Source organism: Desulfovibrio sp. (genome assembly GCF_034006445.1).
Lineage (GTDB): Bacteria > Desulfobacterota > Desulfovibrionia > Desulfovibrionales > Desulfovibrionaceae > Desulfovibrio.
In genome coordinates this window covers 147,992-161,058 of the sequence record NZ_JAVESS010000004.1, presented here as the reverse complement: position 1 = coordinate 161,058, position 13,067 = coordinate 147,992, and the positions used below count along the sequence as shown (strand labels likewise).

The 13,067-nt window shown below is 57.5% G+C and carries 10 protein-coding genes; 6 read left to right on the top strand and 4 right to left on the bottom strand.

All coding sequences use genetic code 11. The features are described 5' to 3' along the window. Positions 1-92 precede the first annotated feature (92 nt). The 4 genes from RBR41_RS06865 to RBR41_RS06850 all read right to left on the bottom strand — a co-directional run bounded on the left by RBR41_RS06865 (position 93) and on the right by RBR41_RS06850 (position 6,170). The gene (locus RBR41_RS06865; RefSeq protein ID WP_320351840.1) at positions 93-2,453 is read right to left on the bottom strand and encodes a glycosyltransferase; all 2,361 of its coding nucleotides are present in this window, start codon (positions 2,451-2,453) and stop codon (positions 93-95) included. A gap of 528 nt (positions 2,454-2,981) precedes the next feature. Then, positions 2,982-3,800 (bottom strand): phosphate ABC transporter permease PstA, encoded by an 819-nt coding sequence (pstA, locus tag RBR41_RS06860; RefSeq protein WP_320351868.1) that lies wholly within the window; start codon positions 3,798-3,800, stop codon positions 2,982-2,984. A gap of 365 nt (positions 3,801-4,165) precedes the next feature. Continuing rightward, positions 4,166-5,056, bottom strand: a complete 891-nt coding sequence (gene pstC / locus RBR41_RS06855) for a phosphate ABC transporter permease subunit PstC (RefSeq protein ID WP_320351839.1) — start codon at positions 5,054-5,056, stop codon at positions 4,166-4,168. Between the two features lie 265 nt (positions 5,057-5,321). Beyond that, the gene (locus RBR41_RS06850; RefSeq protein ID WP_320351838.1) at positions 5,322-6,170 is read right to left on the bottom strand and encodes a PstS family phosphate ABC transporter substrate-binding protein; all 849 of its coding nucleotides are present in this window, start codon (positions 6,168-6,170) and stop codon (positions 5,322-5,324) included. A 259-nt stretch (positions 6,171-6,429) separates the two neighbouring features. Between RBR41_RS06850 and RBR41_RS06845 the strand changes: the two genes are divergently transcribed. From RBR41_RS06845 to RBR41_RS06820, 6 genes are all read left to right on the top strand, one after another. Continuing rightward, complete coding sequence (locus RBR41_RS06845; RefSeq protein WP_179980920.1) at positions 6,430-7,107, top strand: response regulator; 678 nt, start codon at positions 6,430-6,432, stop codon at positions 7,105-7,107. 71 nt (positions 7,108-7,178) lie between these two features. After that, positions 7,179-9,230, top strand: coding sequence for an ATP-binding protein (locus tag RBR41_RS06840; protein WP_320351837.1), 2,052 nt, complete (start codon positions 7,179-7,181; stop codon positions 9,228-9,230). A 2-nt stretch (positions 9,231-9,232) separates the two neighbouring features. After that, on the top strand, positions 9,233-9,988 hold the full coding sequence (gene pstB, locus RBR41_RS06835) for a phosphate ABC transporter ATP-binding protein PstB (RefSeq protein ID WP_320351836.1): 756 nt from the start codon (positions 9,233-9,235) through the stop codon (positions 9,986-9,988). A 110-nt stretch (positions 9,989-10,098) separates the two neighbouring features. After that, positions 10,099-11,007 (top strand): phosphate signaling complex protein PhoU, encoded by a 909-nt coding sequence (phoU, locus tag RBR41_RS06830; protein WP_320351835.1) that lies wholly within the window; start codon positions 10,099-10,101, stop codon positions 11,005-11,007. Between the two features lie 24 nt (positions 11,008-11,031). Continuing rightward, entirely contained in the window at positions 11,032-11,658 is a 627-nt protein-coding gene (locus RBR41_RS06825; RefSeq protein ID WP_320351834.1) for a YkgJ family cysteine cluster protein, read from the top strand. A gap of 272 nt (positions 11,659-11,930) precedes the next feature. Beyond that, positions 11,931-12,998 (top strand): hypothetical protein, encoded by a 1,068-nt coding sequence (locus tag RBR41_RS06820; RefSeq protein ID WP_320351833.1) that lies wholly within the window; start codon positions 11,931-11,933, stop codon positions 12,996-12,998. The last annotated feature ends 69 nt before the right edge of the window (positions 12,999-13,067 follow it).

The window sequence follows — 13,067 nt, the reverse complement described above, 5'->3', positions numbered from 1 at the left end:
GGCCTCCCCTTTTTTCGTGTGTTGTATTGAGAATTTTTTTGCGCGGCGTTGCCTTTCAGGGGCAGCGCTCCTGGGGCCGCAGTTCACAATACCTATGCCACCTGCGACTGTGATTTCAATTTTTCAAAGAGCTGCCATTGAGCCATGAAGGCGCTTCGCAGGGGGCGAGACTCTGCCCAGGCACGGGCAGCGCGCTTCATGGCCTGCATGCGTTCCGGGGAGCAGGCCAGCGAGAGCATTGCCTGGGCATAGGCCTCTGCATTTTCGTGCTCGACCACAAGTCCGCTCTTGCCGGGAATGATATTTTCCTTGGGGCCGCCGACCCCGCTCACGATGGTGGCAAGCCCGGCGGCCTGCGCTTCCAGCACAACCCTGCTGTATGTGTCTGTGGCAGAAGGAAAAACAAAAATATCCGCATTTTCATATGCCTGAATAAGCGCTTTCCCTTCAAGGTAGCCTGTAAATACCACAGGCAGATCCCTGGCCATTTTTTGCAATTCCGCAAACTGTGGCCCATCACCAACCAGAGTCAGCACAGCATTGGGCACTTGCGGATAAACTCGCCGGAAGGCCTCCATCAGCAGATGGAGGCTTTTTTCTTTGGACAATCTGCCGACATAAAGAAATCTGATCTGCTGTTCTTTGGAAAAATCATCCCTTTGCCACGCAGGGGAATAAACTGAGGCATCAATGCCCCGCGGGTAGACGTGGATTTTTTGCGGCTGCAGCCCGCGTGCTATGAGATCCTGCCGGGTTGCCTCTGAAGGAGCAAATACGGCATCCATCTGGTTATAGTACCAGAATATGTAGCGCCATGTCGTTTCCTCCAGCGAGGGGTCATCCGTCAGCCTGTATACGTATTGCGGAAAGGACGTGTGGTAGGTTGCGTGGATGGGCAGGTTCAGCATCTTGGCCGCCAGCAGGGCGATAAGGCCCATGGGGCCGGGCGTTACGGAGTGTAGAAGCGTGTAGCCACGGTCAAAGCAGTGTTGGATGATTTTTAAGGCTGGCGGGTGGTGCAGTGAGAGTTCCGGATACTCGGGCATGGAAAAACTGCCTGTCGGCGTGAAATTTATGGGGGCAAGTTTGGGATCGTTCAGAAATGCATTGGCGACCTTGGGCATGCACGTGAGCATGTCCAGTTTTTTGCCGTGTGCTGCGGCAAGGGAAAGTGTTATCTGCAAGGATTTTGCGACCCCGTTCACCTCGCAGTAGGTGTCGGTAAAATAGGCAATGGCTGTTTCTTCAGCCATCTGGGGCCGCATGCGGTTGTGGATCCCGTAGTGCTGCAAGCAGTTTTCAGCGAATTTTCTGTCTTTGGAAAACAGGCTGTAGCCAATGCCGTAGGGAGCAAGCAGGGCATAGAGTGATCCTATGGAACCGATCAGTTTGAACACATTAAAAAAATTACCTTTAAGTATATCCTCAAGCACCGCATCCACACAAATGTGCTGTACCTTTTCTGTTACTTCCGAGATGAAATGGGTCAGCATTTCTTCTCGCTGGGGCAAATCCTTGAGCGCCTGGATTGTATTGGTCTCACTGGCGGCATGCTGTAATTGCGGAGACTGCGCAATCACCTGCTCCGCCGCTTCAAGCAGATTTGCCTGCATACTTTTTTCAGTAGTCCGCCTTCCCCGTCCAAAGCGGAGCAGAAATCCGGCCAGGGTCAGCATGCGCGTTTTGACAGACATGGGCTTGAGTTCCGGCGCGCCTGTCAGCATGTTTTCCGCAAATCGGAGTGCGCTGCTGTAGTGCATGTCCTGAGCCAGATCAGTGGAGTTTTTATAAAACTGGTAGCCGATGGCGTACAGATTGTGGGCAAAGCAGAGCGGCGTGGCCGGAACCGTATTCACAGTGGTATTGCCCTGCATCACGGCCTGCAAAAGCTGTGCGGCAGCGGGAAGCGTGTTGCCCTTGCCGCTGTCGCACACGGGGGTAATGCGTGTAAAACTTCTGGCTATGTTGCAGGAGGAATGATCGTCCGACCCGGCCATGAAATGCTTGTTCCAGGGCTGCGCGACCAGAGATGCACGATTGTATTTTTCTTCAAACCGTGTGGTCATTTCCGGGGTAAGCCCGGCCACGATAGAGCGCAAAACCTCATTCTGCACATCATTGCGCGCCCCGTTCAGTTCGAATACGGAAAACAGCAGAATCAGTTTTTCAACGTGCGGTATGGTCAGTTTGTCGTTGGCAGGGCACAAGGGATGGGCGCAGGCATGTGGAATATTCTGCTGGATGAGGTAAGGGACGAGGTCATAGATATTGCTTCTGAGGCGCTGTATGTCTTCGTGCTGTTTTTCAGTGATATTCCAGGCAAGTACATGGATTTCGCAGCGGTCATCAGGAAAAAATGCGGAAATTTCTTCGCTGATGAATACCTGCGGCAAATGAGCTATTTCCAACGCCCCCGCAATGGTATCATGGTCAGTAATCGTCACATAATCCATCCCTCTGGACCTGGCGATATCATATATTTTTGAGGGATGTGTATAGCTTTCGCTGCAGCCGATTTTCTGTAACGCCCATTGTGACGGATTTGTGGAGTGCCGCGAGTGAACATGCAGGTCCACATTGAATGAAGGTTGTGTTACCTTGTGCTGCAAAACATCAAATTGGGGCGTCTGTGGCATCTGATACTCCCTTGTGGGTATGTTTGCCTGCGGTGCTGCTCAAGCATTGAACGCGTGAAACGCTCCGTGCGGCAGGTAAAGCCTGCCTGTTCGCATTTCACGGCAAGGATTCCCGGATAATCCTTGCTGAGCAGTTAAGCCATTTCACTTGTATGCTGTGCTAAAATATATCTCTGAACTTTCTCTAAACGGTGCATATGGAAATATGATGATGGTTTTCATACTTTTTGACTTCATTTCCACAAAAGAACATCCGCCCGTCATCAATGGTGACGGGCGGATTATTGTGAAAAAGGCGTGAAGGGATCGTGAAAGGGGCGAAGTGAAAGAAAGGCTTCAGGCGGGTTAGCGTTTGCGTTGCAGATGGTCGCGCAAAAGGATGGCCAGCAGATTCATGCTCAAAACCAGCAGCAGGAGCACAAGGCCGGTTCCGTATTGCAGGGGCCGGGTTTTGGCAATTTCAGTTCCGGCTGTGGCCAGCACGTACATGTGGTAGGGCAGGGCCATGACGGAGCTGAAAATGGAATCCGGGCTTTTGGGCGTATAAAAAACCGCTGCCGTGAACATGATGGCCGCGGTTTCACCCGCCGCGCGGGCCACGCCCAAAATGGCTCCCGTGAGCATGCCGGGCAGGGCGCAGGGCAGCACCACGCGGCTGATGGTCTGCCACTTGGTTGCGCCAAGGGCCAGGGAGGCCTCGCGGTAGGTGTCCGGCACGTTGCGCAGGGCTTCTTCAGCGGTGCCGATGATGACGGGCAGTGTCAGCACGGCAAGCGTCAGTATGCCCGAGAGTATGCTGACCCCGAAGCCGCAAAAGGTCACAAAAAAGGACAGGCCAAAAAGGCCGAAGACCACGGAAGGCACGCCGGCAAGGTTGTTGACCCCAAGGCGCACGTAGCGGGCAAAGGCGTTGCGTTTGGCGTATTCGTGCAGGTAGATAGCCGAGGCCACACCCAGGGGAAAGGCCAGCAGCAGCGAACCCAGCGAAAGAATGGCCGTGCCTATGATGCAGGGCAGTATGCCGCCCTCTGTCATCATGTTGCGGGGGGACTGGCTGATGAACTCCCAGTTCAGCGCGGGCAGGCCGTTGTAGAACAAAAAGCCGCATACGCCCATCAGGGCCAAAACGTTGCAGGCGGCCACGCCGCGCAGAAAGAAGAACATGACGTTCTGTGCGCGGCCCCTGGCTCTGCCGCTGGAGGGCAGCATCACGCGGGTGGATGCGCCGGGCTGCGAATCGTGCTGTGTAGATGATGCCTGTGACATGTTTTCTCCGTTCTGTTCCTTATAGCATTTTCGCATTGAGAATATCCATTCTCGATGCTTCCAAGACGCCCGTTTCGGCGCGTCACAGCGCAAATAAATAGCGGGGCTGTCTTCATCCGTAAGCCCTGCGGGCAACGCTGAAGCTGCGCTTGCGCCTCAGCGGCGGGCGTCTGCTCACGCAGTCGCCGGAGCAATTTCAAGCGGCAGCCGTTAGGCGACGAAGAAGCCTTACGGATGGCGACAGCATCGCTAGTGAAATTGCTCTATAAGCTGGAGGATCCGGCCTGACGATGTTTTTCGGCAATATGCCCGGCGAACATATTGAAGGCCAGGGTCAGCAGAAAGAGCACAATGCCTATGGCAAAGAGCGCGTGATAATGCTCGCCTCTGAAGGGGGCCTCGGCCATTTCGGCGGCTATGGACGCGGGCATGGGCCGCACCGGGTCCAGCAGGGATGTGGGGATGATGGCCGCGCCGCCAGCCACCATAAGAACCACCATTGTTTCGCCGATGGCCCGCGACATGCCCAGCATGACGGCAGTGCCAATGCCGGAGAGCGCGGCGGGTATGACTACCCGAACCGTGGTCTGCCAGCGGGTAGCGCCCAGCGCCAGCGACGCTTCGCGCAGATCGCGCGGCACGCTGTACAGGGCGTCCTCGGATACGGAACAGATGGTGGGCACGCTCATGAAGGCCAGCACCAGGGAGGCGTTCAAAAGGTTAAGGCCCGTGGCCGCGTTCAGATAGTCCTGTAAGAAGGGGGCCAGCACCACCATGCCCAGAAAGCCCAGCACTACCGAGGGCAGCGCGGCCAGAAGTTCCACAAAGGGCTTGATGATGCGGCGAACGCCCGGATGGGCGATTTCCGTCAGGTATACTGCCGTAAGTACCCCAAGGGGCACTGCCAGCAGCGAGGAAAAAAACGTCACCGCCAGTGAGGCCACCAGCAGGGGAAAGATGCCGAAAAGCCCTGGCTCCTCTGTGGGATACCACAGATTGCCAAAAAGAAAATCAATGGGCGAGTAGTGCGCAAAGAGCGGCAGGCCTTCCATAAACAGAAATATGACAATGCCGGCCAGGGCCAGCAGGGAGCTGGCCGCCATGCCGGTGAGAATATAGTGAACCAGCTTTTCCTTCAGATCTCTGGAGCGCATGGGCCGTTCTCCTGACGCGCTAGCCGCGTCTTTGGCACTTGTGGCGCATATGCCGGGCAAGGGGGAATGTGGTTCCGCCCACCCCGCACCATGCGGGAATTGTTTGCAGGGCATATTGCGCCCTTAGCCATCCGGGAGTTCCCGTTCATCCGGGAGTTCTCGTCAATCCGGGAGTTCTCGTCAATCCGGAAAACTTTGTCACCACCCGAAATGGTTGCAAGGCGGAGTCATTGCACCGCCAGGCAACCATTTCGCAGAAGTGGTCTTACTTGCTCAGGGGCACGTAGCCCACTTCACGCACGTCCTTCTGGCCCTTGTCTGGGGCAAGGAGGTAGTCCACAAATTCTTTCACCACGCCCTTGGGAGCGCCGTTGGTGAAGATGTAAAGTTCGCGTGCAATGGGCCACTGCTTGGAAACGGCGGTTTCAGCATTGGCGTTCACGTTGTTCACCTTGAGGGGCTTGGTGGACTTGTCCACATAGCCGAGGCCCACGTAGCCAATGGAGTTCTTGTTCTTGGACACGGTCTGCACCACAGCGCCGTTGGAAGCCTGCATGAGGGCCTTGGGGCTGACGCGCTCCTTGTTCATGACCAGTTCTTCCCAGGACTCGAAAGTGCCGGAAGAGGTGTCGCGCGAGACGGCCACGATCTGGGCGTCTTCGCCGCCAAGGTCCTTCCAGTTGGTGATCTTGCCAGCGAAAATGTCGCGCAGCTGTTCAACGGTGAGCGCGGCCACCTTGTTGGCGGGGTTGACCACAGGCACGATGGCGTCAATGGCGATGGGCGTGCGCAGGGGGGTCACGCCGTTTTTGGCGGCGGCTTCCACTTCCTTATCCTTGATGTCGCGCGAGCTCATGGCAATGTCGCACTGCTTTTCGAGCAGGGCCTTGATGCCGTTGCCGGAACCGCCGCCGGAAATGCTGAGTTCCGTGCCGGGGTGGGAAGCCATGAACGCTTCACCGGCTTTCTGCACCACGGGCAACACCGTGGTGGAGCCGTTGATGACGACCTGCTGGGCGGCCATGGCCGGAGCGCCCAGGCAAAGGACGGTAAGGGCGGCGGCAAGCAGTTTGCCGCTGGAACGGGTCATGCGGGACTTGAAGTCGAAAGACATGGGTCTTCTCCTGTTGTTGATACTTTGTGACATTGGTCTACATTGGCGGTTTTCGCCCGCCGCGACTCTTTTCTGGCCTTGTTCTGTTACAGAATGATGACAGAACCACGAAGACTGCGTGAAGCCCGCAATTGCTTTTCAAACCCGCGTGGGGCATGGTTTTTTAAGTTTTACAGGTCGTCACGCAATTGTAACAAATCCACCATCACAATGGCGCAATGAGGCGGTGTACTCTGGCTGCGTCAGAGAGGTGTGAACTATGAGTCAACAAATACTGATAGTTGAAGATGAAGCCGACATCCGTGAACTTTTACGTTTCAATCTTGAGCGTGAAGGCTTCAGCGTGCTGGAGGCAGCCGACGGTAATGAAGGTCTCAAGCTGGCCCGGCAACATATGCCCGACCTGATGCTGCTGGACGTCATGCTGCCGGGTTTTGACGGATTTGAGGTCTGCCGCCGTCTGGGTGCGCAGTCAGAAACCGCCAATATTCCGGTTCTCATGCTGACAGCCAGGGGCGAAGAAATGGACAGGGTCGTGGGATTGAGCCTTGGGGCGGACGACTACGTGGTCAAGCCCTTCAGCGTGCGTGAACTCATGCTGCGCATTCGGGCGGTATTGCGGCGCGGGACGCGCAGCAGTGAAAGCCCTGTGCTCGAACGTCACGGCATTCGCCTGCGGCCCGAAGCCCATACGGCCGAGGTGCAGGGCGAAGAAATGCCGCTCACCGCCACGGAGTTTCGTCTGCTTGAAGACCTGCTCCGCCATGCGGGAGCAGTGCGCACGCGCGAGCAGCTGTTGAACAAGGTGTGGGGCTATTCTTTTGAAGGGTATGCCCGCACCGTGGATACCCATGTGCGGCGTTTGCGCGCCAAGCTCGGCGGCGCGGCCGCCATGCTGGAAACGGTACGCGGCGTCGGCTACAGAATCAAGGAGTAGAAAGGCCCGCGCGGGCTGCGCCCGTGGGGCCCATAGCAAAGCTGGCGGCAAGGCCGCATTGGCAGGGAACTATGTTTTCATTCAGAACCCGAATTTTTTACGGCATGCTGGCCGTGGCCCTGGTTTCCATAGCTGTGGCCGTGTTCTACGGCAAGGCCTGGTTTGAAAAGGCCCAGCTTGATTCCGCGCGTGAACGTCTTGTGCGTGAAACAGTGCTGGCCGGGGCCATACTGGACAGGCTTGGCGACCATACATCCGGGCTTCCTCAACTGGCGGCCATTCTTGATATGCCTGAAGAGCGCCTGTCTCTGCTGAACAGCAAGGGCAGCGTGCTGGGCGATACTGCCCCCGGAGCGCAGCCCGTCACCCGTCTGGACAATCATGCCGACAGGCCCGAAGTACGCGAGGCCATGGCCGGAAAGCCGGGCTTTACCATCCGGCCCAGCGGCACCCTGGGCACTGATCTGGCCTATGCGGCAGTGGCCCTGCAAAACGGCGACATTTTGCGCGTTTCCGTGCCGCTGGTCAGCCTCAGGCAGATTATAGACAGCCAGCTTGCCGTCTTCACGCGCATTGGCCTTATTACCGTGGCGCTTTCACTGGTGCTGGCCGGGCTGCTGTCCGGAGCGTTGCGGCGCTCGTTAAGCCAGATGGTGTCTGTGGTGGAGGCCATATCGCTGGGCAACTTTCAGCGTCGCCTGCGCCGCATTCCAGGGCGCGAGTTCGCGCCTCTGGCAGACGCCGTGAACCGCATGGCCGAAAATATCGAGGAGCACATCCGTGCGGCGGCCGAACAGACAGCCCAGCTTGAAAGCATCCTCGATACCATGAGCGACGGGGTGCTTGTGCTTGGCCCGCGCGGGCGCATCCGCCGCTGCAACAGGGCGCTGGCCAGGGAATTTCCCGATGCCGCGTCGGCTCTGGGCGCTCAGGTGGTTGAAGTCATCCCATCGCCGCCTTTGCAAAATGCTGTTGACGACCTCATGGCAGAGGCGGAAGCCCGTAACCATGCGCGCCAGCGGGCGCTGGCCCTTGCCGCCTCCGTGGCGCAGGACTACCCGGAACTTGTGCCGAAACTTGTGGCGGGCGAAAGGCCTGCGGGCCAGGGCGCGGCAGGTAGTGACGCAGCCAAGGCCCAGACAGCCGATGCCCAGACAGATGGTGCCCAGACAGATGGTGCCCAGAGAGGCGATGAATATCCGGTCGCGCCAGACCTTGAAGGCTTTGAGGATGGCGAGGCTGGCGAGGACGGCGAGGACGGCAGCAATGAAGGACTCGCCGCAGAAAGCGGCCGCATGCAGCGCTATCTGCATCTTGAGCTGCCTTCAGGTCAGGTCATGTCGGTCTGCATTTCGCTGCCCACATCCGCCGACACGGAAAAGGGCGGGCAGTTGGGCGCTGTGGCCGTGTTTCACGACATAACGGAGCTCATGCGGCTCGAGAGGGTACGCAGGGACTTCGTGGCCAACGTGTCGCACGAATTGCGCACGCCCCTTACGGCCATACAGGGTTATGCCGAAACCCTCGTCAGTCTGGACGGCCCGCCTGAATGCCGCCGCTTTGGCGAGATCATTCTCAAGCACGGGGCCTACCTTTCACGCATGGTGGAAGACCTGCTCACCCTGGCGCGCCTTGAAGGCAAGAGCGGCAGCCTTGAGCTTGGCCCGGTGGACCCCCGCGATGCTCTGGCGCAGGCCACGGGCATGTGCCGTGAAGTGCTGGAGCGCAGGCGCTGCAAGGTGGAGTCACAGATCCCGGCTGACTGCCGTGTCATGGCCAGTCCGCCACATCTGACCCAGATTTTTCGCAATCTGCTGGAAAACGCGGGCCGATACGCGCCAGAGGGCGGCAGCATCCGCGTGAGCGCGCGGCAGGTCGGCGACAGCGTCGTCTTTCGCGTAACCGACGACGGCCCGGGCATCCCCAAGCAGGACCTCGAGCGCATATTTGAGCGCTTCTATCAGGTCGAGCGGCACAGGGGACAGGCCAGCACCGGCCTTGGCCTTGCCATCTGCAAACACATCATTGAAAGGCACGGCGGCAGCATCCGGGCGGAGAGCCCGGCTTCTGACGGCAATACGGCCCTTGTTTTCACTCTTACTTCCGTTCACGGAGCAGCATAGTCATGAAGGAACATCTGCTGGCACGCAACGTCAGTGTCTATTATGGGCAGCACAAGGCCCTGCACGAAGTGTCTCTGGCCTTTGAGCCCTGCAAGGTGACGGCTCTCATCGGCCCGTCGGGCTGCGGCAAATCCACCTTTTTGCGCTGTCTGAACCGTATGAACGACCTCGTGCCCAGCGCGCGGGTGGAAGGAGAAATCCTGCTGGACGGCAAGGACGTGAACCGCCCGGATACGGATGTGGTTTCGCTGCGCTGCCGGGTGGGCATGGTTTTTCAGAAGCCCAACCCCTTTCCCAAGACCATTTACGAAAACGTGGCCTATGGCTTGCGGGTCAATGGCCTCAGGGATGAGAGCCTTATCGCTGAAAAAGTTGAGCTTTCTCTGCGCAGGGCCGCCATTTTCGATGAGGTGAAAGACCGCCTGCAAGCTCCGGCCATCGGCCTTTCCGGCGGGCAGCAGCAGCGTTTGTGCATTGCCCGCGCCCTGGCGGTGGAACCCGAAGTGCTGCTTATGGACGAACCCGCAAGCGCCCTGGACCCCATAGCCACGCAAAAGATTGAAGAAAGCATACGTGAGCTGCGCGAGTCCCTGTCCATCATTATCGTCACCCACAACATGCAGCAGGCCGCCCGCGTGTCCGACACGACGGCGTTTTTCTATATGGGCGAACTCATTGAGTATAATGCCACGGACATCATGTTTACTCGGCCTGCCAAAAAACAGACCGAAGACTATATCACCGGGCGTTTCGGCTAGGCGGCACTGGTTTTGTCTTTTGGCCCAGAGGCCTTTGTTCGCATTCAAAACCAAACCAGATATGGCCGCACTACGGCCAGAACATACAGCGCGATTTTCAGGAGACTGTCATGCAACAGGCCAATTATCTGCAACAACTGCTTGTGACCCTGCGTACCCGGCTTCTGGTCATGTGCGCCAGTGTGGGCATTGCGCTGGAAGAAGCGGGCAAGGCCCTTGTGTCCAACGATCCGGGCAGGGCCGCTGCCGTTATCGAAAGCGACGTGGCCATCGACGCCCTGGAAAATGAAATTGACGAAATGGCCCTGCGGCTGCTGGCCCGGTCGCAGCCTGTGGCCAGTGACCTGCGTTTTGTGGTCACATCCCTGCGCATGGTGGTGGATCTGGAGCGCATTGGCGACGAGGCCGTGAGCATGGCTGAACAGGCCACCCTCATGCAGGAAATGCCGGGCTTCAGCGTGATACCGCACGTGCGCGAGCTTTACGTGAGCGCGCGTGAAGCTTTTGAAAACGCGGTGCGGGTCTTTCGCGAGAACGACGCCCAGGGAGCGCTTATCATGAGCCGGGGCGATGACGAAGCCGTGCAGACGGAAGTGCGCATCATCCAGGGGCTTATGGAAGGGCTTTCTGACCCGCAGAATACCCTCAAACCCCACCAGGCCATGCACATAATTTTGGTGACGCGCTCGCTGACGCGCATCTGGCGGCGTTCTGTCAACATTGCCGAGCATGTGTACTTTATCAGCCGGGGTGAAAGCCTCAAGCACAAGGGCGAAAGCAGGGACGTCATGTTTTCCGCCCCTGCGACGCCACCCGCCGCTGGCGGGTTTACGCCTGCCGCCGTTGCCGGGTTCACGCCTGTCAATGGCGGGTTCACGCCTGCCGCCGCTTCGGGCGAAACCGTCAAGCCCCATGAGGCGGACGTCAATGAAAAAAATCCCTCGCGCCGTAACCGTGCCGAGAAAGGTACAGATTCTGCGGAAAAGGTCGCTGCAGAAAAGGGTACTGACAATGCGTGATCCCAGGCAGCTGGAACGCGGGCCATGCCGTTAGCGTGGCCTGCGGAGGCGCGGGCGTTCAGGTATACTGATCCGTCCCTTGAACGCCGCCACCCTGACCTTGGCCTTCTGTTTGACGCTTATGCTGTGGTGGATTTGGGCGTGAAGGTGGCCACAGGCCGGGACGGGCGTGTGCCTGCCTGTCACACGGGGTGTGCGCAATGCTGCAGACAGCCCATCCCTGTAACGCCGCTGGAAGTGCTGGCGCTGCATTGTTACGCCCGCCACAGGCTGCCGCAGGACAGCCTTGCCGGTCTGGTGCAAAGGCTGTCGGGCTATGAGGGGCAAAAGCGGGATATTGCCTCGCCCTGTCCCTTTCTTCATGACGGCGCTTGCCTGGTTTACCCCGTGCGGCCGGTGGCCTGCCGGCAGTACATGGTTTTCGGAACTCCCTGCGCACAGGGAGAAGACGCCAGCCGCAGCCGCCCGCAGGATGTGCTTGCGCCGTCCTATGACCATATGCTGGCCGCGCTGATGCGCACGCTGCCCTGGTACGCAGGGCACGAACCTGCCCCGCCGGAACATCCCACCGAAAAAAGCGCCCGCGCTTTTTTTCAATCCATCACTTCGGTTGTTCAGGCTGTGGCCTGGCACCGCTTTTTTCATGTCTGATTCCATCCGGATACAGCCTGATTTTACCTGCGCTTGTGTCAGATATGATATAAGCGATTTTATATTTTAATACGTATTTGTATTTCGGATAATTCATGCTTGCGAACAGCAAAATTTAAAAAACCTATTGACCTTCCCCTTTACAGGAATGTTATATTCGAAAGAATATAGCATTTTTTTGTTTGCACTATGACATTGTCGCGTAACTGTTGGTTTATGACGACTGTATGCACATCGTCATAAAGATTGTTAAACTTTTAAGGAGGTCTGTAATGCGAAAAATGTTCCTTGGGTCCATGGTTGGTTCAATGTTTGTTGTGCTCTTGATGGCTTCGGCATCCATTGCGGCGGCGGAATTAAAGCACTGGCCTGACCCTGCCAAAAAACAGCTGGATATGATTATCGAAAAGAATGCCAATCAGGGCAATTATGCTGTTTTTGACATGGACAACACGAGCTATCGCTATGATCTTGAAGAATCTCTGCTCGCTTATATGGAAATGAAGGGAGCGCTCACGCGCGAATCCCTGCCCCCGGAGCTGCGGCTCATTCCTTTCAAGGACACCAAGGGTTTCAAGGAAGGCCTGGTCAGCTACTACTACCGACTTTGCGAAGTGGACGATCTGATCTGTTACCCCTGGGTGGCGCAGGTCTTCTCGGGCTTTACCCTCAAGGAACTCAAGGGCCATGTGGACGGGCTCATGGAGTACGGCAAACCTCTCAAGGCCAGATACTACAGCGGGGACACCGTCAAGGAGGCCAGCATCAACCCGCCCAAGCCCTTTACCGGCATGCAGGAACTGTACGCCAGGCTTATGGAGAACGGCATTGATGTCTATGTCATGACCGCCGCCAGTGAAGAACTGGTGCGCATGGTGGCCAGCGATCCCAAATACGGTTACAACGTAAAGCCCGAAAACGTCATTGGCGTCACCATGCTGCTCAAGGACCCCGCCACAGGCGAACTGACCACTTCGCGCCTGCAGATTGAGAAGGGCAAGTATGACCAGAAGAAAAATCTCGATCTTCTGCTGACCTCCTACCTCATGAATCCCATGACCTGGTATGAGGGCAAGATGGGCACCATACTCGGCTATATTGACCAGTGGAAAAAACCTCTCATTGTGGGCGGCGACACGCCCATTTCCGACGGCTTCATGCTGCTGAACGGCGTGGACGTGGAAAAGGGCGGGGCGCGCGTTTGGGTCAATCGCAAAGACAGCGCCATGAAAAAAATGGAAGGCATGTGGAAGAAGGCCGCCGCACGGCAGAAGGAGCTGGGTCAGCCCGTCACGGCCGACAAGAACTGGATTGTGGTAAAGCCTGAAGACATCCAGTAGACATTCGGCAACGCAGGAGGCGGCCGTGAAACGTCTGCCGTTGGGCGGCCATTTCCGGCCTGCCGCGTG

Excerpts from the sequence above, each read along its gene's own strand:
- RBR41_RS06865 (WP_320351840.1), bottom strand. The coding sequence starts at position 2,453 with ATGGATTATGTGACGATTACTGACCATGATACCATTGCGGGGGCGTTG.
- pstA (WP_320351868.1), bottom strand. The coding sequence starts at position 3,800 with ATGTTCTTCTTTCTGCGCGGCGTGGCCGCCTGCAACGTTTTGGCCCTG.
- pstC (WP_320351839.1), bottom strand. The coding sequence starts at position 5,056 with ATGCGCTCCAGAGATCTGAAGGAAAAGCTGGTTCACTATATTCTCACC.
- RBR41_RS06850 (WP_320351838.1), bottom strand. The coding sequence starts at position 6,170 with ATGTCTTTCGACTTCAAGTCCCGCATGACCCGTTCCAGCGGCAAACTG.
- RBR41_RS06845 (WP_179980920.1), top strand. The coding sequence starts at position 6,430 with ATGAGTCAACAAATACTGATAGTTGAAGATGAAGCCGACATCCGTGAA.
- RBR41_RS06840 (WP_320351837.1), top strand. The coding sequence starts at position 7,179 with ATGTTTTCATTCAGAACCCGAATTTTTTACGGCATGCTGGCCGTGGCC.
- pstB (WP_320351836.1), top strand. The coding sequence starts at position 9,233 with ATGAAGGAACATCTGCTGGCACGCAACGTCAGTGTCTATTATGGGCAG.
- phoU (WP_320351835.1), top strand. The coding sequence starts at position 10,099 with ATGCAACAGGCCAATTATCTGCAACAACTGCTTGTGACCCTGCGTACC.
- RBR41_RS06825 (WP_320351834.1), top strand. The coding sequence starts at position 11,032 with ATGCCGTTAGCGTGGCCTGCGGAGGCGCGGGCGTTCAGGTATACTGAT.
- RBR41_RS06820 (WP_320351833.1), top strand. The coding sequence starts at position 11,931 with ATGCGAAAAATGTTCCTTGGGTCCATGGTTGGTTCAATGTTTGTTGTG.